Origin of the sequence: Nocardia sp. NPDC050378, assembly GCF_040655675.1 — a bacterium.
Taxonomy (GTDB): Bacteria; Actinomycetota; Actinomycetes; order Mycobacteriales; family Mycobacteriaceae; genus Nocardia; species Nocardia coubleae.
Genome location: NZ_JBFAKI010000008.1, coordinates 177,493 through 191,771 on the forward strand (window position 1 = coordinate 177,493; position 14,279 = coordinate 191,771).

General features: G+C 68.6%; 11 protein-coding genes. 7 read left to right on the forward strand and 4 right to left on the reverse strand.

Annotation, left to right across the window (positions count from 1 at the left end; genetic code table 11):
* Nucleotides 1-51: 51 nt before the first annotated feature.
* Entirely contained in the window at nt 52-1,263 is a 1,212-nt protein-coding gene (locus tag AB0I35_RS19755) for a transcriptional regulator (protein ID WP_357397532.1), read from the reverse strand.
* Nucleotides 1,264-1,474: 211 nt separating this feature from the next.
* Between AB0I35_RS19755 and AB0I35_RS19760 the strand changes: the two genes are divergently transcribed.
* The 4 genes from AB0I35_RS19760 to AB0I35_RS19775 all read left to right on the forward strand — a co-directional run bounded on the left by AB0I35_RS19760 (nt 1,475) and on the right by AB0I35_RS19775 (nt 9,058).
* Complete coding sequence (locus AB0I35_RS19760; protein WP_357397533.1) at nt 1,475-3,271, forward strand: HSP90 family protein; 1,797 nt, start codon at nt 1,475-1,477, stop codon at nt 3,269-3,271.
* A complete protein-coding gene (locus tag AB0I35_RS19765; RefSeq protein ID WP_357397534.1) occupies nt 3,268-6,045 on the forward strand; it encodes a hypothetical protein in 2,778 nt (925 codons plus the stop codon). The genes AB0I35_RS19760 and AB0I35_RS19765 overlap by 4 nt, the downstream gene beginning before the upstream one ends.
* A gap of 115 nt (nt 6,046-6,160) precedes the next feature.
* Nucleotides 6,161-6,964 carry a type II CAAX endopeptidase family protein gene (locus tag AB0I35_RS19770; protein WP_357397535.1) on the forward strand — a complete coding sequence of 268 codons (804 nt, stop codon included), beginning with the start codon at nt 6,161-6,163 and terminating at the stop codon, nt 6,962-6,964.
* A gap of 42 nt (nt 6,965-7,006) precedes the next feature.
* Nucleotides 7,007-9,058, forward strand: coding sequence for a thioredoxin domain-containing protein (locus AB0I35_RS19775; RefSeq protein ID WP_357397536.1), 2,052 nt, complete (start codon nt 7,007-7,009; stop codon nt 9,056-9,058).
* A gap of 117 nt (nt 9,059-9,175) precedes the next feature.
* Here AB0I35_RS19775 and AB0I35_RS19780 read toward each other — a convergent pair whose 3' ends face one another.
* The 3 genes from AB0I35_RS19780 to AB0I35_RS19790 form a co-directional block, all read right to left on the reverse strand.
* Nucleotides 9,176-10,657 (reverse strand): adenylate/guanylate cyclase domain-containing protein, encoded by a 1,482-nt coding sequence (locus tag AB0I35_RS19780; RefSeq protein ID WP_357397537.1) that lies wholly within the window; start codon nt 10,655-10,657, stop codon nt 9,176-9,178.
* Between the two features lie 118 nt (nt 10,658-10,775).
* Nucleotides 10,776-11,423: a hemolysin III family protein gene (locus AB0I35_RS19785; protein ID WP_357397538.1), complete on the reverse strand. Its 648-nt coding sequence runs from the start codon at nt 11,421-11,423 to the stop codon at nt 10,776-10,778.
* Nucleotides 11,424-11,608: 185 nt separating this feature from the next.
* A complete protein-coding gene (locus AB0I35_RS19790; protein ID WP_357397540.1) occupies nt 11,609-12,010 on the reverse strand; it encodes a Dabb family protein in 402 nt (133 codons plus the stop codon).
* A gap of 100 nt (nt 12,011-12,110) precedes the next feature.
* Between AB0I35_RS19790 and AB0I35_RS19795 the strand changes: the two genes are divergently transcribed.
* The 3 genes from AB0I35_RS19795 to AB0I35_RS19805 all read left to right on the forward strand — a co-directional run bounded on the left by AB0I35_RS19795 (nt 12,111) and on the right by AB0I35_RS19805 (nt 14,263).
* Nucleotides 12,111-12,752, forward strand: coding sequence for a TetR/AcrR family transcriptional regulator (locus tag AB0I35_RS19795; protein ID WP_357397541.1), 642 nt, complete (start codon nt 12,111-12,113; stop codon nt 12,750-12,752).
* 136 nt (nt 12,753-12,888) lie between these two features.
* Nucleotides 12,889-13,668 (forward strand): isoprenyl transferase, encoded by a 780-nt coding sequence (locus AB0I35_RS19800; protein WP_067485647.1) that lies wholly within the window; start codon nt 12,889-12,891, stop codon nt 13,666-13,668.
* A 28-nt stretch (nt 13,669-13,696) separates the two neighbouring features.
* Complete coding sequence (locus tag AB0I35_RS19805) at nt 13,697-14,263, forward strand: hypothetical protein (protein WP_067637819.1); 567 nt, start codon at nt 13,697-13,699, stop codon at nt 14,261-14,263.
* Nucleotides 14,264-14,279: the final 16 nt, after the last annotated feature.

The following is a 14,279-nucleotide window of genomic DNA, read 5'->3' on the forward strand; positions in this document are numbered from 1 at the left end:
CGCGGGGTGGGTGTTCCCGGCCCGGAAAATTGCCTCTTGCGCTGCGGTGCGCTATGCCCTCTGCGCGCTGTGCAGACGAGCGGTGGCTACGGCTCGGCGGGCGTCGCGGGCGGGGAGCAGGGCGAGGGCGTGTTCGTGGACGGCGATGTCGTCGGGGGCCGCTTCACCATAGGTGAGGGCGTGGTGGGGATCGGGGCTGGCCAGGACCGCGTTGCGCATGGCGACGGCGAGGTAGTCGCGCCATTCGGTGATGCCGGGGGTTTCCGAATCCGGTAGCAGCGGACCGTGATACAGCCGGACGGCGGTGTCCAGGTCGCCGGATTCCAGGGCACGCAGCACGTCGAGCGCGTCGCAGGACAGGGGAGTGGTGAAGCGGTAGACGCGGTTGGTGATGTCGCCGCCGGTGGCGCGGCGCAGATACGACATCTCCGATTTCAGGGTGCTCGCGCCGACCGCGCGGTCACCGTAGACGGCGTAGTGCAGGCGTTCGTGGCTGTAGCCGTCGTCGCTGAGCGCGAGCAGGGTGAGGATCTCCAGCTGACGTGGGCGCAACCGGATCGGAGTGCCGTCGCGCAGCAACCGGCCCGTGCCGAGGCAGGTCAGCCGCATGCCAGCTGGTGCCGGTGTGGCCGCGTGCAGTTTGGCCTCGATGGCACTGGTCATGGTGCGCACCGTGGCCATGGCCAGCGGGTGGGAGCGCTTCCAGGTGGTCGACAGGTCGAGCACGCCGAGCAGTGTGCCGTCGGCGGCGCGGATCGGCGCGCAGTAGCAGACCCAGCCGTGCAGGGCGGCGACCAGATGTTCGGCCGAGAACACGGTGTGCGGTCGATCGGTGCGCAACGCCAGCGACAGCGCGTTCGTCCCCATGTGCGCCTCGTCCCACCGCCCGCCCGGCGCGAAGTTCACCTGCTCGGCCCGCCGCCGCATGACCGGCCCGCCGTAGGTCCACAGAATCGTCCCCGAAGCATCGGTCACCGCCGCCACGTACCCCGCGTCGTCGGCCACGCTGTGCAACTGGTCCTTCAACTCGCTCAGCGGCCCACGCAGCGGCGATTCGGCCCACTTCGGCCCGATATCGGTCTCGCTCTCGGGCGCGCAATCGCGCCCCGGATCGACCGTCCGCAACGACCGCAACCACGACTGCGCCACCTCGGCCCGCACCCCGGAACTCCGCCCGAGCGCCGATTCCCCCGCGGGCACCCACTGCGCCCACTCCCGCTCCAGCGCAGCCCGCTGCGCGGAGAGCGTCAGCTGCGGTGGCATGGGGTTCCTGTTCGGTCGCTATCAGGGTCTTCGCCCCCAATAATGCCCCACCTATGCCCCGCCCAACAGCCGTTTCGGGGTGGTGCCAGGGATCGGCCCAACCACTGTCCGTCGGTCGCGTCGGGCTTCGGCGGCGGTCGAGTAGGCGGGGCGGCAGCCGACCGGCAGAATGATCGGGTCAGAATCAACGACCTGCCGGGGGGCATTCACAGTGGAACGGTCATTCCAGGTAGATCTGCGTGGCATCGTCGATCTGCTCAGCCATCACCTCTATTCGAGTCCGCAGGTGTTTCTGCGGGAGGTGCTGCAGAACGGTGTCGACGCGATCGCGGCTCGGCAGGGGCTCCACCCGCAGTGGCCGGGCCGGATCGACATCGAGACGATCGAGCACACCGGTGACGGCACCCTACGGATCCACGACAACGGCATCGGGCTGACCGAAGACGAGGTGCACACCTTCCTCGTCACCATCGGCAACAGCTCCAAGCGCGACGAGCTCGGGTTCACCCGTCAGGAGTTCCTCGGCCAGTTCGGTATCGGACTGCTGTCGTGCTTCCTGGTCTCCGATCACGTGCGGGTGCTGACCAGGTCGGCACGCGGTGGACCGACGCTCGAATGGCTCGGCCGGTCCTCGGGCCAGTACTCCGTCACCCGCGCGGCGGTCGAACGCCCGGAACCCGGTACCACCGTGGTGCTTTCACCGCGGCCCGACCACGGCCGCTGGTTCGAGTACGCGACCGTCCTCGAGCTCGCGCGGAAATTCGGTGGGCTGGTTCCTGTTCCAATGGCGGTCGCCGGTACACCGGTGAGCACTGGGACGTTGCCGTGGCAGGTTCCTTACCCTACGGCCGCCGAGCGAACGGCGGCGCTGTACGACTACGCCGAACAGACCTTCGGCTTCCGGCCGCTGGACTGCCTCGACCTCGCGGTGGCCGAGGTCGGGCTGACAGGCGTGGCATTTATCCTGCCGATGTCCGCCAATCCCGCTGGGCGCGGCGGACATCGTGTCTATCTGCGGCGAATGCTGCTCGGTGACGAGGTGGCCGACCTGTTGCCGGAGTGGGCATTTTTTGCGCGCTGCGTCGTCGACACCGCCGAACTGCGTCCGACCGCCAGTCGCGAATCCCTGTACGCCGACGACCTGCTCGACGCCACCCGTCGCGCCCTCGACAGCCGGATCCGTGACTGGCTGGTGACGTTGTCGGTGACCGACCCGGCCACGCTGCACGCCTTCCTCTCCGTCCACCATCTCGGCGTGAAAGCCCTTGCCCTGCACGACGACGCGATGTTGCGGTTGGTCTTCGACTGGTGGCCGATGGAGACTGGTTGGGGACCGCTGACGCTGGCGGAGTTCTGTCGCCGCAGTCCGGTTGTCCGATACACCACCACCGCCGACGAATTCCGCGAATTGGCCTCCGTCGCCGCCGCTCAGGGCATCGGCCTGATCAATGGCGGTTACACCTACGACGCGGCACTCATGAACCGGCTGACCAATCTCGACCCGGCACTCGTCGTCCGCGGTCTCGATCCCGCCGAGCTCGCCACCCGGTTCGACGCGGCGCCCGAGGACGATCCGCGCGTGGCGTACATCCTCGGTCATGCGCGTCGAACTCTCGCACCGCTGGACTGTGTTCCCGTCGCCAAATCCTTCGATCCGGCGCAACTTCCCGCGCTGTTCCTTGCTGACCGGGAGGTATATCGCTCGCGGGAGCGCGGCGAGACGAGGGCACGGACCGACGGTCTGTGGGCCGATGTCCTGGCGGTTGTCGAACCGGCCGATCCACCCGACGGTACCCACCAACTGGTTCTGAATCTGCGCAATCCCATCGTGATGACACTGCTCGCGCTCACCGACCCCCGATTGATCGGCCTCGCGATCGAGTCGTTGTTCGCGCAGGCGTTGCTGCAGGGCAGACATCCGCTCGGAGCCACTGAGAGTGCGCTGATGAATCGCTCGTTCAGCGGCCTGCTGCAGTGGGCGATGCGTGGACAGGACGCGATCCGATGAGCTATAGCGAAGCTGAACTGCAAACCCGCTATCGCGCGCTGGATTCGGGCTGGCATCAGGCCGCATTGGACGAATTGACGGAGATCATCGCGCACGCCGAAGCGGGCGGCTACCACCGATTGGCCTTCCGTGCGCGGCGTGACCTCGCCGATCGTCATTGCGTATCGGGGCAGTGGGAGAAGGGTTTTCCGTTGTTCGCCCGGTGCCTGGCCGACTTCGACAGCCGCCCGGCGGATTTCGGCCCACACGAGGAGTACTCGCTGCGCTCGTGGTACGTGCGCACGGTGACCACCATGGCGGAGTATCCCGAGATCAGCGTCGAGCAGGTAACCGGGCTGCATGCCGATATGCGTCGCCGGTTCGCCGCGCACGGGCACAGCCTGGCTGGATTGCACACGGCCGAACGGTGGTTGGCTTTCGTGCGCGGCGATTGGGTCGCCGAGGAGAACGCCTATCGGCAATGGCACCTGGCCGGTGGTCCACGACCGAACGACATGTGGGACTTCGAGAACGAGATCGAACGGCTGGTTCATCGCGGTGACCCCGCCTCGATCGAGCGGGCGCTCGCCCTCGCCGAGCCGGTGCTCGACGGCCGGCTGACCTTCGCCGTGACATCCGCGCCGATCGAAGCGCACATGCTCCCATTCTGGGCCACCCGGTTGCCTCCGGAACGGGTCGCCGAGATATTCCAGCGCATGGATCGTGGGTTCGACGACGGCGGCCCGTGGCGTTACGAGTACCCGAGCAAGATCATCGAATTCCTCGCGCTGACAGGCAACGAGGAGGAAGCTTTCGATCGCTACCAGCGGCGCATGTGCCACTTCACGACGTTGAGCCGTCCGTACGGCCGAATGGAATTCGCGACCAGCAGCGCGGTGGCCCTCGGGCGCCTGGTGAGCCTCGGTCGCGGACCCGAGGCCGTACCGTGCCGTGGTTGCGCAGGCAAGAAACACCCGACGAAAACGCTGTCGGAAAGGTATTTCGAGCTGCGCACCGAGGCGCTGGCACTGGCCGCGAAGTTCGACGCGCGCAATGGAACGAGGTGGCAGACCGAGCAGGTCACGCGCAGACTGTCGGCCGCTCCGATCCTCGAATTCCTGCCGTTGCGGCCCGGCGCGCGACCGGTCCTGCACCGGGTGTCGCCGATCGGGTGCCCACCCGACGTCGCCGTGCACGCCGCGCGCTGGCTTTTCGAGCGGGGGTTCGTGCACGAGGCGGATGAATACGTCGAGTTGGTCGGGGAGTCGACCGACGCGGCCGTCGCCGCGGGCATCCTCGAACTGAAGGCGCGCCGCGCCGGTGACGCCACGACCCTACCTCGGCTCCGCGAAGCCGCCGCGGCGTTCACGGCGGCGGGCGAACTCCTGCGCGGCGACCTGTGCCTGGTGGTCGCGGCCAACCGGTTGCGAGTCGAAAAGCGTTGGGCCGAGGCACTGGAGGAGCTGTCCGCGCCGTTGGAACGGCTTCGCGACCGAGCTGATCCGGTATCCATCGGTCACGCGGAGGTGATCATGGCCGCGTTGCAGTTCCAGCTCGAGCGCGATGGCAGCGGGTATCCGCTGCTCGAGGACGTCGTTCGCCGCGCGGAGGTGATCGGCGATCCGCGGCTGCTCGGAGAGGCGCGCTATCAATTGGCCGGTATGCGGAAGTGGCGCGATGACGGCGCGCAATCGGTTGCCGCCGAGTACATTGCCGCGGTCTGCGCGCTGGCTGCGGGTGGCGCTGATTTCCGTGCCAGGGAGGTACTGAACAAGCTCGGCGATTTCTTCGGTAGAACCAAGGACTGGCCGGCGTTGCTCGAGAGTCTCGACCGGTGCGAGGCTGCGTTACCGCCGCATGCCGGACGACTGGTGATCGCTGGGTTGCGGCGGCTGCGCGGTGAGACGTTGCACAGCGCTGGGCGCGACAAGGAGGCGCTCGTCGAATTATCCTTCGCCGCATATGAACACGACGCGCTCGATATTCATGGCATGTCGAAGCGGGCCGACTGGGTGAAGCTCGCCGAAGTGTGCGCCGCGATGGGCGACTGGGAACAAGCCAACCGGCACAGCGAATACGTGTGCGCGTGGGCCGATCGTGCCCGCCGAAACGGTCCGCTCCATGATGCCGCCACGATGGTGACCGGTCGCAGCGTCCTGGCTGACTCGTTACGCGAACTCGGCCGCCTCGATGGTGCCGTCAGCGAATACCACACCCTCGTGGACGAGGCGCTGGCCGCCGATCGACGCCCCAGCGCGCTGTACGCGCACAGCCAGGCGGGCGAACTGCTCCTGCGGCTCGGCCGCCCGGGCGCGGCAGCCACCGACTTCCGCGCGGCGGCGGAGCTGAGCGCAGAGGTGCCGCAGACCCCGCGCGTGCTGCGCACTCTTCGGATGAAGGAGGTGATAGCCCACGTGCGGGCCGGCGCGGTGGACGCGGCGGAGGTGGCCCTGGAGCGCGCACGGGCGGTCGAGGCCACCGACCCCGACCATGCCGCGCGTCTCGACCTGGCCGCCGCGCATGTGCTCTTCGCGCGTGGGCACACCGCCGCGGCACTCGAACAGACGGTGCGTGCGCAGGAGACCCTGCATTCCGCCGGCTATCACGCAGTAGCGGGCATGGCGTCCCTGTTCCTGGCTCAGCAACATCTGGCCGCCGCGCGAGCGGACCTCGCGGCGACGGTGTTGCGGTCGTCGATCGCCCGTCTCTCCCGACACGAGCCCGTGGTCACGGAACTGTCCGCATTGCTCACCAGCATCGAAGCCAAGCGTCGCCCACAGCCGAAGGAGGAGTGACCTGTTGACACGGCCTGGTGCCGCAGCCGAATAGTTGTCAATACCGCTGCGGTACAACAATTCGACCGGACTGTGGAGTGATGTGTGGCCGGGTTATGGCGGGCACGGTGGTCGTGTGCCTTGCACCGACGACGTCATCTCCCCGAATCGAGCCGATGTGACGCGCTCGCCGAGCGGGTCGAAGGTAGGGGCCGCGCTCGGTGTCTACGCGGTGACCACTCTCGGCGCTTCGGTGATCTTCCCTGCGATGCAACCCCTTTCGAAAATCACCCCCGCGGTGCTGTCGCTGGTGCAGTTCGCCCCTACGGTCGGTGCGCTGGTGACATGGCTGATGTTTCGCAGGACCGTCGCCGGGGTGCATCCCGCTGCGCTCTCCGGGCGGCGGCTGGCGGGCAATGTCGCGGCGATGGTCGTGGTGTGTGTCGGGTATTGGTCGCTGGTTATGGCGGCGGCGGTGGTGTCGGGGACGGCCACGGTCGGGCCCGCCGCCGTGGGAGGCGTGCCCTTTGTCGTGTTTCTCGTGGTGCAGTTGGTCGGGGCAGGCGGCGAGGAGATCGGGTGGCGTGGCGTGATGCAGCCGCTGCTGGAATTTCGGATGGCCCGGTTCTGGGCGGTGGCGGTGACCGGGGTGGTGTGGGCGCTGTGGCATGTCCAGGCCTTCACGGCCGGGCCGGTGGTCGCGGGCTGCTTCTTCGTGGCGACGATGGCGTTCGCGATGGTGCTCGGCTATCTGGGCACGGGGAGTCTCGGCCAGCGTGTGCTGGTCGCCTCGATCGGGCACTGGCTGATCAATATCGCTGGGTATCTGCTGGCCGGCGACGCGACGACGGATCGGCCGCAGATCGTTTTCGTCGCGGTGGCCGCCGTGCTGGTCGCCGTGGCCACCATGACGGTTCGCGCAATGGGAACCCGCCGCTGATGGTTGTCGGCACTGTCTCGGCACGTGTGGCACGCTGGCAGCGTGAACCGGTTGGGTAGCGCGACTTCGCCGTATCTGCGTCAGCACGCCGACAATCCGGTGCATTGGCGGGAGTGGGATGCCGATGCACTGGCCGAGGCGGCCGAGCGGGATGTGCCGATCCTGCTCTCGGTCGGGTACGCGTCGTGTCACTGGTGCCATGTGATGGCGCACGAGTCGTTCGAGGACGCGGCGACGGCCGAGCAGATGAACGCCGACTTCGTGTGCGTGAAGGTCGACCGGGAGGAACGCCCCGACCTGGACGCGGTGTACATGACCGCGACCGTCGCCATGACGGGGCAGGGCGGGTGGCCGATGACCTGCTTCCTCACCCCCGACGGTGCGCCGTTCTACTGCGGCACCTACTACCCCAAGCAGCCACGCGGCGGGATGCCGTCGTTCACCCAGTTGCTCACGGCCATCACCGAGACGTGGCGCAACCGCCGCGACGAGGTGGACAAGGCCGCCGACCAGGTCACCGAGGCCCTGCGGGCGCAGGCGACCGGCCTGCCCGACGGCGAGATCGCCCTCACCGCGGAGCTGCTCGACAAGGCCGTCCTCGCCGTCGCCGCCGACGAGGATCGAGTACACGGCGGATTCGGTGGGGCACCGAAGTTTCCGCCGTCGGCGATGCTCGAGGGTCTGCTGCGGCACTGGGAACGCACCGGCGACCAGGCCGTGTTCGACCTGGTGGAGCGCACCGCGGAGGCGATGGCGCGCGGCGGTATCTACGACCAGTTGCGCGGCGGGTTCGCCAGATACGCGGTCGACGCGAACTGGCTCGTGCCGCACTTCGAGAAGATGCTCTACGACAACGCACTGCTGCTGCGCACCTATGCGCACCTGGCCAGACGCGCGCCGAGAACCCCACTGGAATCGCTGCCGCACAGGGTTTCCCGCGAGACGGTCGAATTCCTGCTCGCCGACCTCGGTACCGCCGAGGGCGGTTTCGCCTCCGCGCTCGACGCCGACACCCAGCTCGAGCCGGGCGGCCCGGGTGTGGAGGGCGCCACCTATGTGTGGACGCCCGCCGAGCTGGTCGGCGAACTCGGCCCGCTCGACGGCATGTGGGCCGCCGACGCGTTCGGTGTCACCACGGCGGGCAATTTCGAACAGGGCACCTCCGTGCTCACCCGCCACAGCGACCCGGTCGACGCCGAACAGTCGGCTCGTTTCGATCGGTTGCGCGCCAAGCTGTTCCAGGTCCGCACCGAGCGTCCTCAACCGGCGCGCGACGACAAAGTGGTCACCGCCTGGAACGGCATGGCCATCACCGCGCTCGCGGAAGCCGGTGCGGCACTGGAGGAACCGTCCTGGGTGGCGGCGGCCGTGCGGTGCGCGCGTTTCCTGCTCGACGTGCACCTCGTCGACGGACGCCTGCGCCGCGCCTCTCTCGACGGTGTCGCGGGCGCCCCACCCGCTGTGCTCGAGGACTACGCCTGGCTCACCACCGGCCTGCTCGCCCTGTACCAGGCCACCGGCGAACCCGATTGGCTCGCCGCCGCCCAGGTGATCCTCGACTCGGCGATCGAGCATTTCGCCGACCCCGACCGTCCCGGCAGCTGGTTCGACACCGCCGACGACGCCGAAACCCTGGTGACCCGCCCCCGCGACCCCATCGACGGCGCCACCCCCTCGGGCACCTCCGCCCTCGCCGAGGCCCTGCTCACCGCCTCGGCCGTCGCCGGCCCCGACCGCGCCGTGCACTACCGCGAGCTGGCCGAGCACACCCTCGCCCGAGGCGCGCTCCTGCTCGATCGCGCCCCACGCACCGCGGGCCATTGGCTCGCCGTCGCCGAAGCCGCCGTCCGCGGCCCGTTCCAGGTGGCCATCGCCGCGACCGAAAAGACCTCGGCCACAATGGAACTCCTCGCCGCCGCCCGCACGGCCGCACCGGGCGGCTCGATCGTGCTCGCCGCACCCCCGGACGCCGCCCCACTGCTCACCGACCGCCCCCTCGTCGACGGCCACCCCGCCGCCTACGTCTGCCGAGGCACGATCTGCGACCTCCCCGTCACCGACCCCGCGGACCTGACTCTGGCTCTGCGCACCTGACAGGGGCCTCGGTCGCAGCGGCCTGGTCTTGTCGGCGAGTGGGCTGGACCGTCGCCCCGCGCCCTTGTGGCACACGCGAATTCGAGTCGCAGCGGGCCGGCCGGCAGGTGCCGCCGATCAGCGGGTCGGTGGGATATCGGTCCAGGTCCGGGTGCGCCCGGGGATGCCGCGCAGGCGAAGGTCCTTGTGCCGCTTCCATTTGGCGCGTTCGGCGGGTGCGGACGCCTGCACGACGTCATCGCTGACCAGCACCCGCCGCGTCACTTCCTTGGCGACGGTGGTGAGTCGGGCCGCCTCGTTGACGGCGTCGCCGATGACGGTGAACTCGAGGCGGGTATCGGAGCCGACGTCGCCCGCGAACACCTTGCCCCTCGCCACGCCGATACCGATGTCGAGTTCCCCGGTGGCCACCACTTCGTCGCGGATGCGGCGGGCGGCGCGCAGGGCCGGGGTGGCGTTGTCGCGCAGCGCCGAGGGCGCGCCGAAGATGCACAGGGCGGCGTCGCCCTGGAATTTGTTGACCAGGCCGCCGTTGTCCTCGGTGGCCGCGACCACGGTGGCCAGCAAACGGTTGAGCTTGTGCACGAACTCCACCGGCTCCATCTCGGCCGACAGCCGCACCGAACCGGTGACGTCGATGAACAGCGCCGAGACCACTCGCACGTCACCGGTGAGGTCGGCGCTGCCCGCCAGGGCGCGCTCGGCGACTGTCGAGCCGACGTGCTTGCCGAACACGTCCTCCATGTGCGCCTGTTCGCGCAGGGTGGTGGCCAGTTCGTTCACCGAGTGTTCGAGCCGCCCGATCTCGCTGGCGCTGCCGACCGACACCCGCACATCGAGTTCCCCACGGGTGATCCGGTCCAGCGCCCGGTACATGGCGCGCATGGGGGTGGCGACCGAGCGTGCGAGCAGCGCGGTGGCGAGCGCGCCGACGGCCACGGAGACGATCGAGAACATCCACGCCGCCCGCACCCGGTCGGCGGCGGGGGTGGTGTGGTCGCTGAGCACCACGATGACGATGAGCCCCGGCAGCGCACCGGACACCGCCCAGGTGACGAGCACGCGCACCAGCACCGTGGCACTCGGATGCACGGTGGGCCCGAGGACGGCGGCGACGATGGGGACGGTCGGGCGGATCAGCCGGTCCAGGATCAGGTAGATCACGCCCGCCGATTCGAGGGCGCCGAGGACGAACCCCGCCCCGATCACGATGGTGTTGTGGTAGTCGGTGAACCGGTCGACCAGCCACACGGTGAGGATGATGCCGGGCAGCCAGATCACCACGGCGCGCACGGTGATCGCGGCCGGCAGCCGGATCAGCTGGCGAGCTTCGTCCGGTGTCGGTTTGCGTCCCTCGTCGAGCCAGCGCAGGTGTTTTCGGCGGTCGTAGATCGCGAGGCCGATACCGACGGTGAACCCGAAGGCCGGGTAGATCGCGATGAGCCAGGCCGCGTCGTGCCAATCGTCGCCGACCCGGCTGAACACGCCACCGGCCCAGGAGATGAGGAAGATGGCGCCGACGCCGACGAAGTTGGCGGTGATGACCACGAGGGCGAGCCCCCAGTGTGACCGCAGTAGCCAGCGGACCAGCCGGTTCACCGCGCACACCCGTCTACCGCACCCCGTGAGGGGGACGGGGCGGGGCGAGCCGCGCGAATGATCGACACAACTGTCCAGCATAGAAGGCACGGCCGAGGACACCGCGCACGCACGCCGCTCAGCCCAGCACGACGAGCCAGATCGCGATGTAGTGGCACAGCGCCGCGACGACGGTCGCCGCGTGGAAGAACTCGTGGTGCCCGAAGTCCGGCCACGGATTGGGCCACTTCGTCGCGTACAGCACGGCCCCCACGCTGTAGATCACCCCGCCGATGGCGAGCAGCACCAGCGGCAGCACCCCCACGTTGTGCAGGAGAGTCGGCGCCACCGGCACCACGGCCCACCCGAGCAGCAGATACAACGGCACGCCGACCCACCTGGGCGCGGTCGGCCACAGCACTTTGAGGGCGACCCCCGCCAGTGCCCCGACCCACACCACGATCAGCAAGGTCCGCCCGGTGCTGTCGGGCAGGCCGAGCACCGCGAACGGGGTGTAACTGCCCGCGATGAACACGAAGATCATCGAGTGATCCAGCCGCTTCATCCGCACCCGGGTCCGCACGCTGGCCCAGGTGACCCGGTGGTACACCGCGCTCACGCCGAACAGCCCGCACACCGCGACCCCGTAGACCACGGTCGCCCACCCGGCCGTGCCCGAGCGCATGAACCCGGCCACCGCGAGCGCCGCCACCGCGACCACGGCCACGGCGAACGCCCAGGTGTGAATCCACCCGCGAAACCGCGGCTTCACCAGCGCGACAGGCACCCCTGAATCGCTACCGACCGCCTCCACGACACCTCCCAGTCAAAACCTACGGAACCGTAAGTTACGCCTCAACGGTACGGGAGCCCCCCGCTCACCACCGCCGAAGGTGCCGACAACCACACAAAGAGAATCCGGCCTCGTTCCCACCGGTGCGGCTGTCATTCCGCCGCGCGTCGCAGGGGTGGTCAGGCGAAGCGGACCTCGGGAATGGTGGCCATCAACTCGGCCCACTCCGGGTACATCGCGGCCTTACGTTCGTGCATGGCCCTGATCTCGGCGCCGAGCTCGGGATCCATGTCGTCGGACAGGTCGGGGCCGATGACGAGTTCGGCGAAATGCGGTGCGATGAGTGGATCGCCTGCCAGGTGGACCGGATCGTGCATGTAGCGCTCGAGGGCGTCGAGGTCCTCGATGCCCACGCAGTAAGCGTGGGTGAGGCCTTCGGCGGGATTGCCGAGGTTCTGGCCGACGGTCGCGAAGCTCACCGATTCGACCGCGGCGGTGCGGCGCATGGCGGCGAGCACTTCGTCGCGTTGTTCCTCGGTGGTCTCGTCGCGGAACCGGAATCGAAGCACGTGGACAAGCATGAATCCTCCTGAAATGAACTTGACAGTTCAATTTAGAGTACTTACTGGTAAGACAGCAAGGCTGAACCGGTGGGCTAATCCGTGGCGGTAGGCTTGACGAGTGGCAGCACCGGCGCGGGGTCGTATCGACAAGCGGCAGCAGATTCTGGCGGCCGCGTTCGCGGTCTTCGCGCGGCGCGGGTACGCCCAGACCTGTGTCCAGGAGATCGCCGACGAGGCCGGTGTCGCGAAGCCGACCGTGTACAACCACCTCACCGACAAGGGCACCCTGTTCCGGGAGGCGCTGCTGACGGCGGCCGATGTGGTGAGCGCGGAAACCCTTGCGGCCGTGGACACCCTGCGCGACATCGGTGACGATCCGCGGCAGGCGTTCCTCGACTCGGCGTACCGGCTGCTGCAGGTGTGCGCGAGTGAGCGCGGCCGATCCCTGCACCGGCTGGCCTACGCCCGAGCCGAGGACTTCGCCGACCTGGCCCTGCAGGTGCAGCAGCGCACCTCGGTCCGGTTGCGCGAAGCCCTGGCCGACCGACTGGCCCGGCTGGCGCTGGCGGGCCGATTGCGTGCCTGCGACCCGGACACGGCCGCCGAGCAGTACCTGGCACTGCTCACCGGCCCCCTCGAGGCCCGCTCACACATGGGCGCGCGCAAGATCCCGGCCACCGAACTACGCGCCGTCGCCGAAGCCGCGACCGACACCTTCCTACGCGCCTACCTCACAGATCCCGAAAAAGCCGCCCCCTGATCTCGCAAGAACATGGGTAACTTCCCAGCCACCCCAAAACCGGAGCACCTCCTCACCGCCGGCCCGGCAGGCCTCTCACCCCGCACCCACGACCGGCAAAAGTCACGGGGAGGCGGCCCAGGCGTAGGGTGCGGGCGTGGAGTTTTTCGGTCGGGTGCGAGGGTTGCCGTACCGCGTCTATGAAGCCAGGCTGTCCAAGCAGCTGGCCGACAAGCAGCACCCCCGCCACGTGGCGGTGATGTGCGACGGGAATCGACGCTGGGCGCGTGAGAACGGGTTCACCGATGTCAGCCACGGTCATCGGGTCGGTGCGCTGAAGATCGCCGAGCTGGTCGGCTGGTGTGCCGCCGAGGGCATCGAGATGGTGACCGTCTACCTGCTGTCGACGGAGAACCTGCGCCGCGATCCCGAGGAGCTCGAGACGCTGTTCGAGGTGATCACCGATGTGGTCGAGGAGTTGTCGGCGCCGGAGCAGAACTGGAGTGTGCGGATCGTCGGTTCGCTCGCCGGTTTCCCCGAGTTGATCGCCAAGCGGCTGCGGGTGGCGGCCGAGCGCACGAGCGGGCGCGACGGTGTGCACGTGAATGTGGCTGTGGGGTACGGGGGTCGGCAGGAGATCACCGACGCGGTGCGCTCGCTGGTGCGTCAGGAGATCGCGGCGGGGGAGTCGGGTGAGGATCTGGTGCAGTCGATCACGGTCGACGCGATCGGCCAGCATCTGTACACCTCGGGTCAGCCCGACCCGGATCTGGTGATCAGAACCTCTGGGGAGCAGCGGCTTTCGGGTTTCCTGTTGTGGCAGAGCGCGTACTCGGAGATCTGGTTCACCGAGGCGTACTGGCCCGAGTTCCGGCGGGTCGATTTTCTTCGCGCGCTGCGTGATTACGCGGCGCGGCACCGTCGCTTCGGGGTCTGAGGCGTAGTCCTCGCGTACTGTCGCGTTCGTGGAACCTGATGAGGCGTCTTACATCAGCTATGAGGAGTTCGGCAGGCGTTTTCTCGAGTACGCCGTCTCCGAGCAGCGCATCGCGGACGCGTTCGGTGAGCTCACCGGTGCCGCTTTCGATTTCGGCCCGATCGGAGTGGGGCCGGGCCGGTTGGCGAAGGTCACCGCGCAGGTGGAGCTGGGTCAGCCGCGCATTCTGCGTTTCGTCGACGCCTTCATCTCCTTCGAGCTGACGATCCCGTTGCATGTGGATCTGGTGGTCGACCTCGCGGTCGACAGGTCGCGGTTCCGGGTGGACGGCACCGTGCACCTGCATCTGACGGCACGCACGGCCGACCCGCTGCGGGTGGTCATCGACATCGCCGAACCGCGTCCGGGAGATGTGCGGGTGAACGTGGCCAGTTCCACCAAGCGCGGGCAATTGCTGCGGGTGCTCGCCAGTGTCGATCACGAGATCCGCCGGTTCGTGGCCCGGTACATGTCCGAGGAGATCCGCAAGCCCGAGATCGCCGCGGTGCGCAATATCGATGTGGCGACCAGGTTGGACGCGGCCTGGAAGTTGTGACGAGTCGCCCCGGTTC